This is a genomic window from Kluyvera sp. Awk 3 (assembly GCF_028069715.1).
Lineage (GTDB): Bacteria > Pseudomonadota > Gammaproteobacteria > Enterobacterales > Enterobacteriaceae > Kluyvera > Kluyvera georgiana_A.
Genome location: NZ_JANEWH010000100.1, coordinates 1 through 17,357 on the forward strand (window position 1 = coordinate 1; position 17,357 = coordinate 17,357).

Sequence of the window (17,357 nt, forward strand, 5' to 3'; positions counted from 1 at the left end):
CGCCCTCCCACTGCCCTTTTGGCGTTACCTGAATGCCGGCACGGACGATCTCGGTGCTGTAAGCGCCGAGGTTGACGATCATTGCCAGCAGCGCGGCTTCGCCTGCCGTCATCTTTAGCCCCAGATTCGGCAAGCCAAAGACGATAAAAAACAGCTGCACCACAAACGGTGTGTTGCGAATCAGTTCGACATACCCGCCCCATATCCGGCTGTACCACGTGGGACGCCCGCTGCGGATGGCCGCGCCGAAGATGCCTATCGCCAGGCCACCTGTCGTCGCCAGCACCGTCAGCTGTACGGTCACCCACAGCCCCGCCAGCAGCTCCGGCCATAGCGGCCAGAGCGCAGAGAAATCAAGTTGCTCCGTCATGCCCCGGCCTTATGCGCCAAGGTTGGCAGGCAGCGGCGCTTTCAGCCACTTCTCAGACAGCCCGTTCAGAGTGCCGTCTTTCATGGCCGCTTCAATTAACGCGTCCACTTTCGCCTTCAACGCGGGTTCGTTCTTTTTCAGCCCAATAAAGCACGGAGAATCCTTCAGCATGAAGCTGGGTACCGGCGCTTTATCGGCGTTCTGCCGGGAGATAGCCGCGACCACCAGGTTACCGGTCGCCACATACTGCACCTGACCGGAGAGATACGCTGACAGCGTGGTGTTGTTATCTTCATAACGCTTAATCTGCGCCTCTTTCGGCGCTACGCTGCTCAGCACCATGTCTTCCACCGCGCCGCGGGTCACGCCAACGCTTTTCCCGCTCAGCGCCGCCGGGTCTTTCAGCTCAGCGCCTTTCGGGCCAAACACGCCAAGGAAGAACGGCGCGTAGGCACGGCTAAAATCAATCACCTTCTCGCGCTCGGCGTTTTTCCCGAGGCTGGAAATCACCAGATCGACCTTATCGGTCTGCAGATACGGTACGCGGTTGGCGCTGGTGACCGGCACCAGCTGTAGCTTGAGCTTCATCGCGTTGGCGAGATAGCGCGCCGTATCGATGTCATAGCCCTGCGGCTGGAGGTCGGTGCCCACGGAGCCAAACGGCGGGAAATCCTGCGGCACCGCAATACGAATAACGCCGCGTTTTTCGATATCCTGTAGTTGGTCAGCGTGTGCCACCGACAGGTTGGTGAACAGACAAGCGGCCCCGACCAGTGCGATCAACAGTTTCTTCATGATGTTTACCCGTTACGTTAGCATGAAACAAAAGATTCTTACGAATGACTTTTGCAACTAATGTGCCAGATGTGTTTCGCCAGCAGGACAGCCACGAAGTGGCCGTTAATCACCGGAATATCGAGAGAAGTGAGCAGTAGAAAGGAAACGGCAGCGCGTTTCCCTATTGTGAAGTTGCACCAGAAAAATGCAAAGCACCACGCTGGCGCCCCATTAGCGTTGCTCCAGTTCGTCCAGATCCTGATAAAGAGAAGCAATGTCGTGAATACGCGGACGCCCTTTATCGAGAATTTCGTGCAGGAAGGCGTTGGCGAGCAGGTTGATCAGACTATTGACCGAGGCGTAGCTATCGTACGCCGAGACGCTGTCCAGCGGCGCACAAAGCTGCCAGCGCGCCAGCGGAAACAGCCCGTGCGCCTGGGGTTCGCACATCAAGAGTACCGGAATACCGCGCTGCTGTAGCTGCTGCAACAGCGGGCGAATAATACGCGGGCGACGGCGAAACGCCATCACCACCACCAGATCGTTAGCGCTTAAATCGACCAGCTCTTCGCTTAGACTTTGCCCCGGCTGCGGCAGCACCAGCACTTGACCACGCGCCTGCAGGAGCTGCTGGCGCAGGTGCAGCGCCGCCGGATAGGCGTTACGCATGCCGATAATCACCACCCGCCGGGCAGCCACCATCGCCTGCAGCGTCTCGGCGAACTGCTGCGGATCCAGCGCGTTAACCCACTGCGTCAGGTTGGCCATCTCTTGCTTGTAGTGGCGCGCCAGCAGTGTATTGCCCTGCACCGCATCGCGGTGATCGGTCAGCGGCATCCCGCTCTGGCGCAGGGTGCGCAGCTCATCGCGCATATCTTTGTATTTCTCATAGCCCAGGCGTTTGAACAGACGGCTAACGGTAGCCTTCGAAGCCCCGCTGAGCTGCGCCAGCTCGGCGCTGTTATAGCTAATCAGGTCATCAAAATGATCGAAAATAAAATCCGCCACCCGTTGTTCCTGCGGCGATAAAGACGCGTACTGCGCTTTCAGTCGTTCATCAAGCTGTTGCATAAGACCTCTGTAACTTTCGTTTCATCGCACTATACCGTTAACTGCTTTCATAATGCATGCCAGTTCGGCAAAAAGTGCGCGCTATCGTTCAGGCATGAAACTTTACGTTCAGACATGGAACAGCTTTTGCAACGCTCAGCGGACAACAGGGCTATTTGAAGGCGCATAGAACCGCCACCGATGTTCGAGGAGTCGATAATGAATACACCACAACCCGATTGGGACGCTTATCTCAGCCAAATGGAACAGCTGCTGGCGCTGGAACTGGACGACACACGGCGCGCGGAGCTTAGAGTGCAATTTAGCCGCATTGCCGCCATGGCCTCGCCGCTGCAGGATTTCCCCCTCGATGACCGTATCGAAATTGCCGGAGTGTATAAAGCATGAAGCTGCCAGAGATGACCATCCATGATATTCAACGCGCGCTGGCGAGCGGTGAACTGAGTGCCAGGGAGATCGCCCGCAGCACCCTGGAGAAGATTGCGCTGCGCAATCCACAGCTTAACGCCTGGACCCATGTCAGTGAAAAACGGATGCTCGCCGAAGCGGACAACATCGACACCTTACGACGAGAATCGAAACCCCTCCCTGCCTTGGCCGGGGTTCCCTATGCGGTAAAAAATCTGTTCGATGTCGCTGGACACACAACGCTTGCCGGGGCCGAATTGCTCAGCGATCGCCCTGCCGCCACCGCCGATAGCTGGGCAGTACGCCAGCTACACAGCGCGGGAGCGTTGCTCTCGGGGATGCTGAATATGGATGCCTACGCCTACGGTTTCACGACCGAAAATAGCCATTACGGCGCCACGCACAACCCGCACGATCTCTCGCGGATCGCCGGAGGATCGTCCGGCGGCTCGGCGGCAGCGGTCGCGGCGGGTCTGGTCTCATTCTCCCTGGGCAGCGATACCAACGGTTCCATACGCGTTCCGGCCTCGCTGTGCGGGATCTTTGGTTTAAAACCGACCTTTGGCCGTTTATCGCGTTCGGGCAGCCACCCGTTCGTCGCCAGCCTCGATCATATTGGCCCCTTTGCCCGCAGCGTTGGCGATCTCTCGGCGGTCTACGATGCGTTACAGGGGCGCGACCCGGCCGACGGTTTTCAGGCTGACAAAGCCAGCGATCGCACAATGAACCTGCTGTCGCGCGGGCTGGATGGTTTACGCTGCGCCACCCTGGGCGGCTATTTTGCCACCTGGTGCGATAACGATGCGCGTGCCGCCGTCGAGCTGGTCGCACACGCGCTCGATGTGCAGGATGAACTGCTGTTTGCCCAGGCCGAGCTGGCCCGTTCTGCCGCGTTTATTGTTAGCGCGTCCGAAGGCGGAAATCAGTATCTTCCGGAGCTACGTCGTCAGCCGGATCGCTTTGAGCCACACTCCCGCGAGCGTCTGCTGGCCGGGGCGATGATCCCCTCCGCCTGGTATATTCAGGCGCAGCGTTTCCGCCGTCACGCACAGCAAATGTTTAAGACGTTATTCGCCCATGCCGACGTGCTGATCGCCCCGGCCACACCGTGCAGCGCAACGCTTATTGGTGACCAAACCATGGAAATCAACGGCCAGGCGCTACCTGTTCGCGCCAGTATGGGGATGCTGACACAGCCGATTTCCTTCCTCGGGCTACCGGTGGTCACCGTGCCCCTGCGGACCGCTGGCGGCCTACCGATTGGCGTGCAGCTGATTGCCGCGCCATTTAATGAACAGGCCTGCCTGCGCGTCGCGCGGGTACTGGAAGAGATGGGCCTCACCGAGTCCCGCGCCGTGGAGCTAGCCGCATGATGATGTCAGAACAGATTAATCAACCACAGGTCCACGCCGAAGTCAGCGCGGCGTTTTACCGTTACGAAGCGGCGCTGGTGAGCAACGATGTGGCGGTGCTGGATGCGTTATTCTGGCACGACCCGCGTACGGTCCGTTTAGGGGCGGGCGAGAACCTGTACGGTATTGATGAAATCCGCGCTTTCCGCGCCGCTCGCCCCGCGGCGGGCTTACAGCGCACGCTGCGCAATACCCTCATCACCACGTTTGGCAATGATTACGCGGTATGCAGCACCGAATTCACACGTGAAGGCAGCGATCGCATTGGCCGTCAGCAGCAAACCTGGATTCGTTTTGCCGACGGCTGGCGTATTGTCGCCGCGCAGGTCAGCCTGATGAGCTAACCCATTGGCCCCTCTTCCCGGCAAGAAGAGGGGCGAGACTTTATGGATTAAACGGGTGCGTCTTCCGCCAGTGGTCAGCAATCTGCTGACGCGTACACACCCACACGCCGTCGTGCTGCTGGATATAGTCGAGAAAACGCTGCAACGCGCGAAAACGTCCCGGACGCCCCAACAGACGGCAATGCATACCGATGGACAACATTTTCGGCGCGCTTTCCCCCTCTTCATACAGCACATCGAAGCTATCTTTCAGGTAGGTATAAAACTGCTCGGCGGTATTGAACCCCTGGGCGGTGGCGAAGCGCATATCGTTCGCATCCAGGGTGTACGGCACAATCAGATGCGGCTTGCGCGTGCCGTCGCTGCATTCCACTTCGTGCCAGAACGGCAAATCGTCGCCATAGTAATCGCTGTCATACTCAAAGCCGCCGTGTTCCACCACCAGCTGACGCGTATTGGGGCTGTCGCGTCCGGTATACCAGCCGGTAGGCGGCTTGCCGAAGAGATCGGTTAAGACCTGCACCGCTTTATGCAGGTGCTCCCGCTCCTGCTCGATGGACATATTCTGATAGTGGATCCAGCGCCAGCCGTGGCTGACCACGTCATAATTCGCTGCTTTTATTGCCTCAACCACATCGGGATGACGCGCCAGCGCCATGGCGACGCCGAACACCGTCAACGGTAAACCGCGCTTGCTGAACGCGTTATGAATACGCCAGAACCCGGCCCGGCTACCGTATTCATACAATGAATCCATCGACATATGGCGGTCCGGGTAGCTGGCCGCGCCGATAATATCCGAGAGAAACTGTTCGGAACCGGCATCGCCGTGCAGCACGTGGTTTTCCGACCCTTCCTCATAGTTGAGAACAAACTGTACGGCGATGCGCGCGTTGTGTGGCCAGCGCGCGTGCGGCGGTTGTCCTGCGTAGCCGCGCAGGTCGCGCGGGTAATCGTCTGCCAGAAATGCCATCTGCTACCTCTTATTAGAATGGATTTAACGCCTGAAATTGCCCGCTCAGCGCCTTGGCTTCCGGGAAGGCTAAATCACCGTGCTTGCTGGTCGATAGTCCCAGCGCCACCAGCGATTCGACCATTTTGACCGCCGCGCTCACCCCGTCGATGACCGGCACCCGCAGTTCGCGAGTCAGCTCCTGCGCCAGATCCGCCATGCCGCCGCAGCCGAGCACAATGGCGCCGCAGCCGTCTTCCTTTAATGCCTGAATACAGCGCGCGCGAACTTTCTCCTGCGCCAGACCGCTGCCGTCCTCCAGCGCCAGCACCGGGAGATCGATGGCGTGCAGCGCGGCGCAGCGATCGTGAAAACCGTATTGATGCAGCAGATGGCGGGCGATAATTAAGGTGCGCGGCAGCGTGGTAACGATGGAAAAGCGAGTCGCCACCAGCGTCGCCATATGCATTGCCGCTTCGGCAATCCCCACCACCGGCCCCTGCGCCAGCTCGCGCGCCGCCAGAAGCCCCGGATCGCCGAAGCAGGCAATCACGTGGCCATCCACACCCTGCTGACGACCGGCTTTGATTTGTTCCAGCACGCCAACGGCAGCAATCGCCTCATCAAAATGCCCCTCAATGGACGGCACGCCCGCGCTGGGGCAGACCGCCAGAATTTCGGTTCCAGGCGCGGCAACCGCCCGGGCGGCGGCCCCGATGGTCTCGGTCATCGCGAGGCTGGTGTTGGGGTTGATCACTTGTATACGAACGGCGGGCATCATGACTCCTTATAACCGGCAAATAACCGGGCAAAATCAGGCAAGGTGACGCCAGAACGCTCAAAGCAAAGGCTGGCGACGATATGTTCAAAATGGTGCATCAGAGCATCACTCAAGGGCTGTAAGGCTTTATCCCGCAGCAGTTCAATCAACTTTTCATGATCGTCACAGCGGCAGCCCTGCCGCCAGGGCGAGCCCCATGCGGCAATCACTAATGAAGAGCGCTGGCTCAGATGGGTCACCATCCCGGTCAGCACCTGATTACCGGAAATGGCCTGCAGATGAATGTGGAACTCGGCTGAGTGGCGAATCGCCGCTGGGCCGTCGTAGCGCTCGTGGGCCTGCTGTTCCTGACGAGTAATGGCCTCCAGCGCGGCCAGATGCGGCGGCTGGCAGCGGGCCAGCACATCCGGCAAATTAGCCACCTCCAGCAGCGCGCGAGTCCGGAAGATCTCCTGAGACTCTTCAACCGTCGGGCTGGCCACCTGCGCACCACGTTTGGGCGCTAATGTGACCATTTGCACAGTGGCGAGTCGTTGCAGCACTTTTCGGATCCCGGTGCGACTCACGCCAAACACCTCAGCCAGCGCTTCTTCCGGCAGTTTGCTCCCCGGTGGCAGTTGATGCTCGACAATCGCGGTCATCAGCGCCTGATAGATGGATTCGTCTTTGTCATGCAGAGCTGGCGCGGCCTGGGCGAGATAAGGGTTGTTCATTAACCACTCCGGTTTTTACTTTTCGACATCGAATCGTATACATAAACTTCATTTCTTGCATACAAAATTAAACATTTTGGCCCAATTCCTGCAACAGCCTCAGCAGTTCATCTCAATGGGTTTTGATTAACAGGAGCAGGTTTCATGCCAAATACACAAAATACGCATCAGGTTAAGGCCGCTGATCCCCACGCTGGATACAGCCCACGGCTTTGTAATGAGGATCTGGCGCCGACGCGCGATCAGAACTGGAACTGGTACAACATCTTTTCATTCTGGATGTCGGACGTGCACAGCATGGGGGGCTACGTGGTCGCGGCGAGCTTCTTTACGCTGGGGCTGGCAAGCTGGCAGGTGCTGCTGTGCCTGTTAGTGGGCATTTGTATCGTTCAGCTGTGCGCCAACCTGGTCGCCAAACCCAGCCAGATGGCGGGCGTGCCTTATGCGGTGATTTGTCGCCAGGCGTTCGGTGTTTTCGGCGCCAATATTCCGGCGGTGATCCGCGGGCTTATCGCCTTCGCGTGGTATGGCATTCAGACCTATCTGGCGGCCAACGCGCTGATGCTGGTGATGCTGAAGTTCTGGCCGTCGCTGTCGGCGCTGACCGAAGCCAGCTTCCTTGGCCTGTCGCATCTGGGCTGGCTCTGTTTCGCGACCATGTGGCTGCTGCAGGCGATGGTCTTCTGGCACGGGATGAACGCCATCAAACGCTTTATCGATATCGCGGGGCCGGCGGTCTACGTGGTGATGCTGGGGCTGGCCGGCTGGATTGTATACAAAACCGGTTTTGACGGTATCTCCTTTACGCTGGCCAGCAAATCGCTAAGCGCCGGGGAGCAAACCTGGCAGATGATTACCGCGACTGCGCTGGTGGTCTCCTACTTCTCCGGCCCGCTGCTCAACTTTGGTGATTTCTCGCGCTACGGTAAAAGCATGGGCGAGATTCGCCGCGGCAACCGCTGGGGTCTGCCGTTCAACTTCCTGCTGTTTTCTATCGTCACGGTAGTGATTGTCTCCGGCACCCAGTCGCTGTTTGGCCGCATGATCACCGACCCGATTGAAACCGTCAGCCGCGTCGGCAACGACCTGGCGGTGGCCATTGGCCTGCTGACCATGATTACGGCCACTATCGGCATCAACATCGTGGCCAACTTTGTCTCGCCGGCGTTTGATTTCTCGAACTGTTCACCGCAGAAAATCAGCTTCCGCACCGGCGGGATGATCGCCGCCGTGGGTTCCATCCTGCTGACGCCGTGGAATCTGTTTAACTCGCCGGAGCTGATTCACTACACCCTCGACGTGCTGGGGGCGTTTATCGGGCCACTGTTTGGCATTCTGATCGTCGACTTCTACCTCATCAAACGCGGCCAGGTATCGGTTAACGATCTGTTCGACGATACGCCGAAGGGCAAATACTGGTACCGCAACGGCTTTAACCCGAAGGCGATTGCGGCGCTGGTGCCTTCCGTCGCCATCGGCCTGGTCATCAGCTTTATTCCTGCACTGCACGAAGTGGCAAACTTTAGCTGGTTTATCGGCGTCTTCCTGAGCGGCGCGGCCTATCGCTGGATTGCCCGCGACGAGCGTGTCGCCGCACCGGCCAGCTTTAACGCCCTCGCCCAGAAAGAGTAATGGATACCTACGCCGCGACACCCTGTCGCGGCGTACTTTCCCGCAAACTGGCATTAATCTTGCTGATTTCTTCTCTTCCTTCGCGCATCCACAAGGCAGCTATGATGATTGACTACTCCGTCGCCCTGCGCGGCGCCTTTTTTGATATCGCCGCTGTCGCCGACAGCGCGGACGATATCGCCAGCCACGCCCGCTATCTGGACGATGGCGTGCTTTTTCTGCGCGATGGCCGCATTCACGCGCTGCTACCCTGGCAGGAAGCCGAGCAATATCTGCATCCGCTAACGGGCTATCGCGACCTGCGCGGTAAGCTGCTGCTGCCGGGCTTTGTCGATGCCCACGTCCACTATCCGCAAACGGAAATGATCGGGGCTTTCGGCGAACAGCTGCTTGAGTGGCTGACCACCTATACTTTTCCCGTCGAACGCCAGTTTGCCGATGCCGACTATGCCGCCGGGATCGCCCGCTTTTTTGTGAGCCAACTGCTCAGCCACGGCACCACTACCGCGCTGGTATTTTGTACCCTGCACCCGGAGTCGGTGGATGCGCTGTTTAGCGAAGCGCTGCGTCTGAATATGCGTCTGCTGGCCGGAAAGGTGATGATGGATCGCCACGCGCCGGAGTATCTCAGCGAAAGCGCGGAACAGAGCTATCGGCAGACCCGCGAGCTGATACAACGCTGGCACCAGCGTGGCCGCCTGGGCTATGCCATTACGCCGCGCTTCGCGCCAACCTCCACGCCCGCTCTGCTGGCGGCGGTACAGCAACTGCGCGAAGAGTTTCCGGACACCTGGCTGCACACCCATCTGAGCGAAAACCTCAACGAAATCGCCTGGGTCAAAAACCTGTGGCCGGAGCATGAACACTACCTCGACGTCTACCATCACTACCAGTTAACCGGCCCACGCAGCGTGTTTGCCCACGCCATTCACCTCGCGGACGCGGAGTGGCAGTGTCTGCACGATACCGGTTCGGCGGTGGCGTTTTGCCCGACGTCAAATCTGTTTCTGGGCAGCGGCCTGTTCCGCCTGCCAACCTGCTGGCATCAACAGGTGCGTATGGGTATCGGCAGCGATGTGGGGGCAGGTACCACCTTCAGCATGCTGCGAACGCTGGGTGAGGCCTACAAAGTCAGCCAGCTCCAGAGCTATCGTCTGCGCGCCAGCGAAGCGTTTTACCATGCCACGCTTGGCGGCGCGCGCGCCCTGCGTCTGGATGATCACATTGGTAATTTTCACCCCGGTAAAGAGGCCGATTTCGTGGTCATCGATCCGGCGGTGACGCCGCTACAGCGGCTGCGCAGCGAACGGTGCAAAGATATCTATGAACAGCTGTTTGTCCTGATGACGTTGGGGGATGAACGCAATATCAGTGAAACATGGGTCAACGGCGAACGCGTGTGGGGGAATGCAGCAGAGGAATAATCCGCTCCCGGCGTCATTCGCGACGCCGGGAAAACAGGCTCAGCATCAGCTACCGCGATAGGTGGACCAACCGCCTGGGGCAATTAAAAACGGCAGATGGTAGTGATCGTCCGCCGCCTCGCGGATAACAAAATCGATTTGCGCACTCAGGTACAGTGTCTCGCGCCCGCGGGCGGCGAACCAGTCGCCGATTTCCGCCGTCAGCCGATAGTTTCCCGCCGTCAGCGGCCCGTCGTTGAGTGCGCCAATACGTCCATGCTCATCGGTCACGCCATGGGCAATCGCGGCGCCATCCCGCGCCAGCGTCACCCTGACGCCCTGCGCCGGTTGGCCGGTCGAGACATCCAGAATATGCGTGCTCAAGGTACTCATTCGCCAATTACTCCTTCCAGTCTTAATAACGTAATTTCACGCAGCTGCGCTAAGGCTTCCTGCGCCTCATCGCGCTCGCTGTTTTGCAAACGCCGCGTCAGCGCCGCTAAAATGTCTTCCCCGCTGCGCCCTTTGGCGCGAATTAAAAACACCCGACCAAAGCGCGCTTCGTAGCGGGCGTTGCCCGCTTTCAGCGCCTGTGCAAGCTGTGCATCGCGATCGTCCACATTCCCCTGTTCCTGGCGTGACAGCGCCGCGTGCGCCTGTTCGCCCGTGGGTTTCTCGCCGATGCGCGGATGGGCGCTTAGGGCCTGCGCCAGTTCGGCTTCACCCCAGTTCTCCATCAACTGCTGCGCGGTATTGAATAGCTGCTCACGTGAGCGCCAGGGTCGCCCGGCGGCCAGCGTGGCGGCCCAGCCAGGAATGGCAACGCAAGGTGCTAACAGTGAAGCGGCCTCCGTGCCGCTTAATTGATTAAAGTGATTCAGCGCGATCATCGCGGCTCCTTGTGGTGCTCTCCTGCGGGGCTTTCTCTTCAGGAATAATCAGATTGAGGACAATCGCCACCAGACCGCCGCTGGTAGCGGCAGAACCAAACAAGTTCTCCACCATCGGCGGGAAGTGGGCCAGAAACGCCGGTACGGCTTCAATCCCCAGACCAAAACCAAATGCCAGCCCAACAATCAGCATATCGCGGCGTGTCAGCGGTTTCTGGGTGATAATGCGAATTCCCGCCGCCACGACGCAACCGAACATAACCATCGTCGCGCCGCCTAATACCGGCGCCGGAATCTGACGCAGGATTTCGCCAAACGGCGGGAACAGGCCGAGCAGAATTAAGATAGCCCCAATGTAACGCCCAACGTAGCGGCTGGCGACGCCGGTCATCTGAATCACGCCGTTGTTTTGCGCAAACGTGGTGTTAGGGAACGCGCACAGCATCGCCGCCACCATGCAGCTTATCCCATCGGCCAGAATGCCGCCCTTCAGCCGCGAACGGAAGGCGCCATCGTCAATGGACTGCTGTGAGATCAGGCAGTTTGCCGTCAGGTCACCAACAGCCTCCAGAATACAGACCAGCGAAACCAGCGCAATCGGTAAGAAAATCGCGCCGTTGAACTGGAAACCGAACGGGAACAGCTGCGGCAGACGGAACCAGACCTCGCCCACGCCTTTCAGCTGGAACATCCCGCTCAGCGCCGCGGCCAGGCAGCCAACGGCAATGCCGATGACCACGGAAGAGAGCCGCAGCCAGCGGTTTTTCAGGCAGCTCAGCAGCACAATCGTCGCCAGCGTTACCGCCCCCAGCGTAATATTGCTCATGCTGCCAAACGCTTTTGCCTGCTCGCCGCCGCACCAGTTAATAATGCTGACTTTAATCAGGCTGATGCCAATCAGCGCAATCACGCTGCCGGTAATCACTGGCGTAAAAATGCGCTTCAGCGGTTCGATAAAACGACTGACAATGCAAGGCACCAGCGCAGCAACAAAGTTGACGCCAAACAGCATGGCCATAATGTCCTGCGGCGTGCCGCCCTGCCCTTTAACCCACATACCGCCGGCAATGGCGACCCCGAGAAACGCAAAGCTGGTGCCTTGCATACAGATCATTCCGGCGCCAATCCCCCACACCCGGTTAGATTGCAAAAAGGTGCCGATCCCCGAAGCCAGCAAAGACATACTGATCAAATAGGGTAGCCATTCCCCCAATCCTAAGGTCGCGCCGATAATCAACGGCGGCGTGATAATACCCACCAGACCGGCAAGCACGTGCTGCAACGCGCTGAAAAAGGCCGGAAGCGGCGGAATGCGCTGCTCAAGGCCGTACAGTAAACCCCCGTTCTTTTCATCTGACATGATCGTTCATCCATTGCGAGTAAGCGTGCAGTGGCTACTGCATAAAACAGGCCAAAACCAATTACACTTTCGCAACATTTAATCTTTTTCATTATTTACAATGAGATATAAAAAATACATTCCCATGATCTCCCGAAGCCAGCGAGGGCAAGGTGGTGAAACTTTCGATTCCATTAAGCCAATGTAGAAATTATTGATTCACAAAAAGGCAACAAAAACGCCAATATGCACCCATTCTGTGCAAGCCATTGCCCACTTCCCCCGCAAACCCGCCAAATCCGCGTCTTCGCCATTGTGGTACGCAAATTGCTGAATGCCTTCACGACACAGGTAAAGGAGATGTAAATGAAAGCATTGATCATTGGCGGTGGAATTGGCGGGCTGAGCGCGGCGGTCGCGCTGAAAAATGCGGGAATCGAATGTGACGTTTTTGAAGCGGTAAAAGAAATTAAGCCGGTCGGCGCGGCCATTTCCATCTGGCCGAACGGAGTGAAGTGCATGCAGCATCTGGGGATGGGCGAGATTATTGAAAACTACGGCGGCCCGATGCATTTTCTGGCTTATAAGGAGTATCTGCGCGGTGAAACCCTCACCCAGTTCAGCCTTGCGCCGCTGGTGGCACGCACCGGTGGCCGTCCCTGCCCGGTTTCCCGCGCCGAATTGCAGCGTGAAATGCTCGACTTCTGGGGCCGCGACGCCGTGCAGTTCGGCAAACGCGTTGTCCGCTGCGAAGAAGATGACGACGGCGTCCGCGTCTGGTTTACCGACGGCACCCAGGCTGAAGGCGACTTTCTGATTGCCGCTGACGGGAGCCATTCGGCGCTGCGCCCCTGGGTGCTGGGCTATACCCCCGAACGCCGTTACGCGGGCTATGTGAACTGGAACGGTCTGGTCGACATTGATGAGGAGATTGCGCCGGGCAATCAATGGACCACCTTTGTTGGCGAGGGAAAACGCGTCTCGCTGATGCCGGTTTCCGCTGGCCGCTTCTACTTTTTCTTCGATGTCCCGCTACCGCCGGGGCTTGCCGAAGATCGCAGTACCCTGCGCGCCGATCTGCACCGCTACTTCAGCGGTTGGGCACCGCCGGTGCAGAAGCTGATTGCCGCCCTGGATCCGCAGACCACCAACCGCATTGAAATTCATGATATCGAACCGTTTGACCGGCTGGTGCGCGGCAAAGTGGCCCTGCTCGGTGATGCCGGACACAGCACCACGCCGGATATCGGCCAGGGTGGTTGCGCGGCGCTGGAAGACGCGGTTGTTCTCGGCGATCTGTTCCGCCACAGCCGCGACATCGTCAGCACGCTGCATCAGTACGAAGCGCAGCGCTGCGACCGGGTGCGCGATCTGGTGTTGAAGGCGCGTAAGCGCTGCGACGTCACTCACGGCAAAAATATGCTGCAAACGCAGGCCTGGTATGAGGAGTTAAAAACCGAAACCGGTGAGCGCATTATTAACGGCCTGTGCGAAACCATTCAGGGCGGCCCGTTAGGCTAACCGGGCCAGCGGCTCCTTCAGCTTGTCTGCATCGCCTCCATCACCGCAGTGAGCTTCTGAATCACCCTTTGCGCCGGACGCGAAAGCTGGCGTGAAGGGGCGGTACATAAGGCCAGCGTAAGCGGTCTCAGCTGCTTATTGCGCAGCGGAACAAACGCCAGCAGACCTTGTTTGACCTCATCCAGCACGTCAAGCCGGCTGAGGATCGTCACGCCGCTGCCTTTCAGTACCAGCGATTTAATCAGCCGGATATCGTTGCAGCCAATGCTGTTGGCCGGAAACAAATCGTGCTGCCGATAGAGCATCGCCACCCGTTCATGCACAATCAACGGCGCGCCGGGCACAATATGTCGCTCTTCGCTGAGCTGGCCCAAAGATACGTTTTCGGCGTACGCCAGCGGATGATCCGGGCGCATCACGACGCCCATCGCCAGCTCGGCAAACGCCAGCACGCTTAGCCCGGCCTGACCTTCCGGGTCGAGAATCAGGCCAAAGTCGAGATCAGCCTGGCGCACCTTCTGGCTGACGGTGTGGCTATCGGAGACCTGCAGGTTTAACTCCAACCACGGCCAGTCGGTAATGATATCCGCCAGCGCGGCGGCAAAACTCCCCTCTGCCAGCGCCTGCACCATTCCCACGCTGACGTTGCCGCGCTTTAACCCCTGTAGCTCATCAAACTTTTGTCGCGTGAGATGAAACTCCTTTTGCCAACGCAGCAGATTATCGTACAGCAGTTCGCCAGCAGTGGTCATGCGCAGCCCTTCCGGCAGGCGCTCAAACAACGGCGTACCGAACGTCTCTTCGGCCTGCAGGATTTGTCGGTTAATGGCGGAGGCGGAAATATGCAGTTTTTCTGCCGCGCGCCGCAGGCTGCCGCAGCGCGCCACTTCAACAAAATAGAGTGCAAATCGTGAAAATGGACTCATCCTTTACCTGTTCTCTTTTTTGCAACGGTTAAGTGAATTAATGGTGATGGATGTCAACACCCTAATATGGCAACAATAATCTCACAACAATTAAACAGTTATTTTTGTGAGCCGGAGAACGCCATGCACCAACCGTCTATCGCCCCACCCGCCCATTGCAGCTTTGAACCTGAGGATTGGCTGCGCCTGGCGCAATGCTGGCACCCGGTCGCCCGCGCCTGCGACATTGGCCCGGCCCCGGTGAAAGCCACCCTGCTTGATGAGCCGTTGGTTATCTATCGTATAAAGGGCCAGGTCGTGGTGGCACGCGATGCCTGCCCCCATCGCGGCGTGCCGTTGACGCTGGGCTTTCATGATGAAGAAGGGATCGTCTGCCCGTACCACGGCCTGCGCTTCGGTGAAGATGGCCGCTGCAACCGCATCCCTTCCAGCCCCGACCAACCGGTACCGGCAAAACTCAATCTCACCCATTTTGCGGTGGAAGAACGCTATGGGCTGATCTGGACCTGTCTGGCCTTCGACCCGGAAAATCCACAGCCGTTGCCGGTCATGCCGCACTGGTATGACGAGGGATTTCAGCAGATCAACTGCCCGGCCTTTGAGGTCAACGGCTTTGCGGGCCGCCAGGTGGAAGGCTTTCTCGATGTCGCGCATTTCGCCTGGATCCATACCGACACCTTCGCCGATCCGGAAAATCAGCTGGTGCCCGACTACAGCCCTCAGGAGACGACGTTCGGTTTCATCGCCGATTACTGGAGCTCGGTGGGCAACTATCCCGCCAGCGCCGATTTTCGCGCCCCGGAAGGCTTCCGCTGGCTGCGTCATTTCGAGATGCATCTGCCGTTTACCGCCACCCTGACGATTCATTTTCCCGGTGACGCCAGGCTGGTGATTATGAATGCCGCCTCGCCGGTTTCCGCGCGCGTCACCCGCATGTTTGCGCCCATCGCCCGTAACTTCGACCTGCATGTGCCGGTGGAAGACGTGCACGCCTTTAACCTGCGCGTGTTTGAGGAGGACCGGCTGATGGTTGAGAGCCAGCGGCCTGAGAAACTGCCGCTGGATTTAACCCTCGAAGCGCATATTCCCGCCGACCGTAGCTCCATCGCCTACCGCCGTGGGTTGAAGAAAATGGGCTTCGGTGACTTTTTCCTCGTCTAAATGGAGAACCAGAATGAATGATGTCTTAAAGGTGGTCGTTGAGGGTCTCTGGCGTCAGGGAGAACAGAATCTGGCGATCCGACTGGTCGCTGAAAACGGCCAGGCGCTGCCCGCCTGGCAGCCCGGTGCGCATATCGACGTGCACCTGCCCTGCGGGATTATCCGCCAGTATTCGCTCACCGGCGCAGGAAGCGCCAACGACGGCTATCTGATTTGCGTAGCGCAGGAAAATACGTCACGCGGCGGCTCGCGTTATATCCACCAGCAGCTACGCCCCGGACAGACGCTACTGATTTCGCCTCCGCGCAACCTGTTTCCACTCCAGGCGCTGGAGCAGGTGACGCTGCTGGCCGCCGGGATAGGCATCACGCCGCTGTATGCGATGGCGATACGTCTGAATGCGGAGGGGGTACCGTTTAGGCTGCACTATTATCTGAAAAATCGCGCCCAGGGCGCGTTTGTTCGCGAACTGCGGCAGCAATTCGGCGCAGAACAATTCGCGATTCACTGCTCCCAGGAAGGAGACAGCGCCCGCCAGCATCTGGCGCAAGCGCTGGAGGGAGTCGAGCCCGGTCAGCCAATCTATCTCTGTGGGCCGGAAGGTTTCATGGCGGCCGCGCGGAGGGTCGCCGTGGAAAAAGGCTGGTCGCCAGCGCAAATTCGCAGTGAAGCGTTTCAACCGCTGGCCCCCTCCATCAGCGCGGAGGAGAACGGTGAAACCTTTAATGTGACGCTGGCCTCGTCGGGCGAACGCTGGCCGGTGCCCGCGAATAAAACCATCGCTCAGGTGCTCCAGGAGAACGGCGTAGCGGTTCCGCTTTCCTGCGAAATGGGGATCTGCGGCGCTTGCCTGACGCCGGTTGTGGAGGGCATTGTCGACCACCGTGATTCTGTGCAGTCGGCGGCGGAGAAATCGGCCAGTAGCCAGCAAATTGCCCTGTGCTGCTCGCGCAGTCGGTCGGCCAATTTGTGCATTGATTTGTAGTCAGGCAGATAATGAAGCGTAAAACGTCATGATGCCTGTTCTCCAACAATATCGCTTAGTTTATGCCGCGAATTATAGGGCCCAATAACGTGGTTATATGATTCTGCTTCGCTAAAAAACGGTATCTAAAATGAATAATCAATCACGCAATCAAAAACCACAATTTCAATACAAAATAAAAACAGGAAATACGATAAATTTAACGATATTCGCACTGCTTTTCATGCTAATGATTGATTTCCAAATGATAATCATGTTCCTGTTCTCATTTAAAGCAATGTATACCTTCACGCTTAATTGATCCCAGTCAAACTACGCATATTTTTATGACACCTTTCACGACACACAATCTTACCTTTCTTTACGAAACTGTTGCGAGAAATGCGGATACTTTTGTACTAGTAAACGGATTATGAAAGAATACTTTCAGCCACCCTCTGCATAATCACTCAAATTCCCTGACTATCCCCCTGATAAAACGTGAAGTACATCACTACTCCGCACAAAATCGTAATAGGCTGCCAGGCTTGATATTTATGTCAATTTATTACGTTCCCGCCTTCTGTTAGCCAATGTCCTCCAGGCGATTTTATCTCCCCCTTTATGGTCCATCGTTTCAAAAAAAATGTTCTCTCCGTAACCCACATCTTCGGCTTTCATTCGAATATACAA

17 protein-coding genes and 1 pseudogene are annotated in these 17,357 nt (G+C 57.9%); 8 read left to right on the top strand and 10 right to left on the bottom strand.

Annotation, left to right across the window (positions count from 1 at the left end; all coding sequences use genetic code 11):
• The 3 genes from NNN71_RS18015 to hpxU all read right to left on the bottom strand — a co-directional run.
• On the bottom strand, positions 1–370 hold a 370-nt coding region (locus tag NNN71_RS18015), incomplete at its 3' end, for an ABC transporter permease subunit (RefSeq protein ID WP_271459041.1).
• Positions 371–379: 9 nt separating this feature from the next.
• Positions 380–1,165: a transporter substrate-binding domain-containing protein gene (locus NNN71_RS18020; RefSeq protein ID WP_271459042.1), complete on the bottom strand. Its 786-nt coding sequence runs from the start codon at positions 1,163–1,165 to the stop codon at positions 380–382.
• A 213-nt stretch (positions 1,166–1,378) separates the two neighbouring features.
• Positions 1,379–2,218: a MurR/RpiR family transcriptional regulator HpxU gene (gene hpxU / locus NNN71_RS18025; RefSeq protein WP_271459043.1), complete on the bottom strand. Its 840-nt coding sequence runs from the start codon at positions 2,216–2,218 to the stop codon at positions 1,379–1,381.
• A gap of 198 nt (positions 2,219–2,416) precedes the next feature.
• Here hpxU and hpxX point away from each other — a divergent pair, with 198 nt between their 5' ends.
• The 3 genes from hpxX to hpxZ are packed head-to-tail and all read left to right on the top strand — an operon-like array spanning position 2,417 to position 4,382.
• Positions 2,417–2,605 carry an oxalurate catabolism protein HpxX gene (hpxX, locus tag NNN71_RS18030; protein WP_271459044.1) on the top strand — a complete coding sequence of 63 codons (189 nt, stop codon included), beginning with the start codon at positions 2,417–2,419 and terminating at the stop codon, positions 2,603–2,605.
• On the top strand, positions 2,602–3,999 hold the full coding sequence (locus NNN71_RS18035) for an AtzE family amidohydrolase (protein WP_271459045.1): 1,398 nt from the start codon (positions 2,602–2,604) through the stop codon (positions 3,997–3,999). Before hpxX ends, NNN71_RS18035 begins: the two co-directional genes overlap by 4 nt.
• On the top strand, positions 3,996–4,382 hold the full coding sequence (gene hpxZ / locus NNN71_RS18040) for an oxalurate catabolism protein HpxZ (RefSeq protein ID WP_065356721.1): 387 nt from the start codon (positions 3,996–3,998) through the stop codon (positions 4,380–4,382). The genes NNN71_RS18035 and hpxZ overlap by 4 nt, the downstream gene beginning before the upstream one ends.
• Before the next feature lie 40 nt (positions 4,383–4,422).
• Here hpxZ and puuE read toward each other — a convergent pair whose 3' ends face one another.
• The 3 genes and pseudogenes from puuE to NNN71_RS18055 all read right to left on the bottom strand — a co-directional run bounded on the left by puuE (position 4,423) and on the right by NNN71_RS18055 (position 6,828).
• Complete coding sequence (puuE, locus tag NNN71_RS18045; protein ID WP_271459046.1) at positions 4,423–5,355, bottom strand: allantoinase PuuE; 933 nt, start codon at positions 5,353–5,355, stop codon at positions 4,423–4,425.
• Positions 5,240–6,112, bottom strand: a pseudogene (hpxA, locus tag NNN71_RS18050) (allantoin racemase). The gene puuE and the pseudogene hpxA overlap by 116 nt, the downstream one beginning before the upstream one ends.
• The gene (locus tag NNN71_RS18055) at positions 6,112–6,828 is read right to left on the bottom strand and encodes a GntR family transcriptional regulator (RefSeq protein ID WP_271459047.1); all 717 of its coding nucleotides are present in this window, start codon (positions 6,826–6,828) and stop codon (positions 6,112–6,114) included. Before NNN71_RS18055 ends, hpxA begins: the two are co-directional and overlap by 1 nt.
• 144 nt (positions 6,829–6,972) lie before the next feature.
• On the opposite strand from NNN71_RS18055, the gene NNN71_RS18060 reads away from it, so the two are divergent.
• Together NNN71_RS18060 and guaD are read left to right on the top strand one after the other, a co-directional pair.
• On the top strand, positions 6,973–8,460 hold the full coding sequence (locus tag NNN71_RS18060) for an NCS1 family nucleobase:cation symporter-1 (RefSeq protein WP_271459048.1): 1,488 nt from the start codon (positions 6,973–6,975) through the stop codon (positions 8,458–8,460).
• 104 nt (positions 8,461–8,564) lie between these two features.
• Positions 8,565–9,884, top strand: coding sequence for a guanine deaminase (gene guaD, locus NNN71_RS18065; protein WP_271459055.1), 1,320 nt, complete (start codon positions 8,565–8,567; stop codon positions 9,882–9,884).
• Positions 9,885–9,929: 45 nt separating this feature from the next.
• Here the strand turns inward: guaD and uraH are convergent, their stop codons facing one another.
• Genes uraH through NNN71_RS18080 form a run of 3 tightly spaced genes read right to left on the bottom strand, consistent with a single transcriptional unit; the run spans position 9,930 to position 12,113 of the window.
• The gene (uraH, locus tag NNN71_RS18070) at positions 9,930–10,256 is read right to left on the bottom strand and encodes a hydroxyisourate hydrolase (RefSeq protein ID WP_249023156.1); all 327 of its coding nucleotides are present in this window, start codon (positions 10,254–10,256) and stop codon (positions 9,930–9,932) included.
• Positions 10,253–10,753 carry a 2-oxo-4-hydroxy-4-carboxy-5-ureidoimidazoline decarboxylase gene (gene uraD, locus NNN71_RS18075; RefSeq protein ID WP_271459049.1) on the bottom strand — a complete coding sequence of 167 codons (501 nt, stop codon included), beginning with the start codon at positions 10,751–10,753 and terminating at the stop codon, positions 10,253–10,255. The genes uraH and uraD overlap by 4 nt, the downstream gene beginning before the upstream one ends.
• The gene (locus NNN71_RS18080; protein WP_271459050.1) at positions 10,731–12,113 is read right to left on the bottom strand and encodes a nucleobase:cation symporter-2 family protein; all 1,383 of its coding nucleotides are present in this window, start codon (positions 12,111–12,113) and stop codon (positions 10,731–10,733) included. Before NNN71_RS18080 ends, uraD begins: the two co-directional genes overlap by 23 nt.
• A 345-nt stretch (positions 12,114–12,458) precedes the next feature.
• On the opposite strand from NNN71_RS18080, the gene hpxO reads away from it, so the two are divergent.
• Positions 12,459–13,613 carry an FAD-dependent urate hydroxylase HpxO gene (hpxO, locus tag NNN71_RS18085; RefSeq protein ID WP_271459051.1) on the top strand — a complete coding sequence of 385 codons (1,155 nt, stop codon included), beginning with the start codon at positions 12,459–12,461 and terminating at the stop codon, positions 13,611–13,613.
• Positions 13,614–13,630: 17 nt separating this feature from the next.
• On the opposite strand, the gene hpxR is transcribed toward hpxO, so the two are convergent.
• Entirely contained in the window at positions 13,631–14,539 is a 909-nt protein-coding gene (hpxR, locus tag NNN71_RS18090) for a LysR family hpxDE operon transcriptional regulator HpxR (protein WP_271459052.1), read from the bottom strand.
• 123 nt (positions 14,540–14,662) lie between these two features.
• On the opposite strand from hpxR, the gene hpxD reads away from it, so the two are divergent.
• Complete coding sequence (gene hpxD / locus NNN71_RS18095) at positions 14,663–15,700, top strand: molybdenum cofactor-independent xanthine hydroxylase subunit HpxD (RefSeq protein WP_271459053.1); 1,038 nt, start codon at positions 14,663–14,665, stop codon at positions 15,698–15,700.
• Between the two features lie 13 nt (positions 15,701–15,713).
• A complete protein-coding gene (locus NNN71_RS18100) occupies positions 15,714–16,685 on the top strand; it encodes a PDR/VanB family oxidoreductase (protein WP_271459054.1) in 972 nt (323 codons plus the stop codon).
• Positions 16,686–17,357 lie beyond the last annotated feature (672 nt).

Bases quoted from the DNA above. Each gene is read 5' to 3' on its own strand.
- NNN71_RS18020 (WP_271459042.1), bottom strand. From the start codon at position 1,165: ATGAAGAAACTGTTGATCGCACTGGTCGGGGCCGCTTGTCTGTTCACC.
- hpxU (WP_271459043.1), bottom strand. From the start codon at position 2,218: ATGCAACAGCTTGATGAACGACTGAAAGCGCAGTACGCGTCTTTATCG.
- hpxX (WP_271459044.1), top strand. From the start codon at position 2,417: ATGAATACACCACAACCCGATTGGGACGCTTATCTCAGCCAAATGGAA.
- NNN71_RS18035 (WP_271459045.1), top strand. From the start codon at position 2,602: ATGAAGCTGCCAGAGATGACCATCCATGATATTCAACGCGCGCTGGCG.
- hpxZ (WP_065356721.1), top strand. From the start codon at position 3,996: ATGATGATGTCAGAACAGATTAATCAACCACAGGTCCACGCCGAAGTC.
- puuE (WP_271459046.1), bottom strand. From the start codon at position 5,355: ATGGCATTTCTGGCAGACGATTACCCGCGCGACCTGCGCGGCTACGCA.
- NNN71_RS18055 (WP_271459047.1), bottom strand. From the start codon at position 6,828: ATGAACAACCCTTATCTCGCCCAGGCCGCGCCAGCTCTGCATGACAAA.
- NNN71_RS18060 (WP_271459048.1), top strand. From the start codon at position 6,973: ATGCCAAATACACAAAATACGCATCAGGTTAAGGCCGCTGATCCCCAC.
- guaD (WP_271459055.1), top strand. From the start codon at position 8,565: ATGATTGACTACTCCGTCGCCCTGCGCGGCGCCTTTTTTGATATCGCC.
- uraH (WP_249023156.1), bottom strand. From the start codon at position 10,256: ATGAGTACCTTGAGCACGCATATTCTGGATGTCTCGACCGGCCAACCG.
- uraD (WP_271459049.1), bottom strand. From the start codon at position 10,753: ATGATCGCGCTGAATCACTTTAATCAATTAAGCGGCACGGAGGCCGCT.
- NNN71_RS18080 (WP_271459050.1), bottom strand. From the start codon at position 12,113: ATGTCAGATGAAAAGAACGGGGGTTTACTGTACGGCCTTGAGCAGCGC.
- hpxO (WP_271459051.1), top strand. From the start codon at position 12,459: ATGAAAGCATTGATCATTGGCGGTGGAATTGGCGGGCTGAGCGCGGCG.
- hpxR (WP_271459052.1), bottom strand. From the start codon at position 14,539: ATGAGTCCATTTTCACGATTTGCACTCTATTTTGTTGAAGTGGCGCGC.
- hpxD (WP_271459053.1), top strand. From the start codon at position 14,663: ATGCACCAACCGTCTATCGCCCCACCCGCCCATTGCAGCTTTGAACCT.
- NNN71_RS18100 (WP_271459054.1), top strand. From the start codon at position 15,714: ATGAATGATGTCTTAAAGGTGGTCGTTGAGGGTCTCTGGCGTCAGGGA.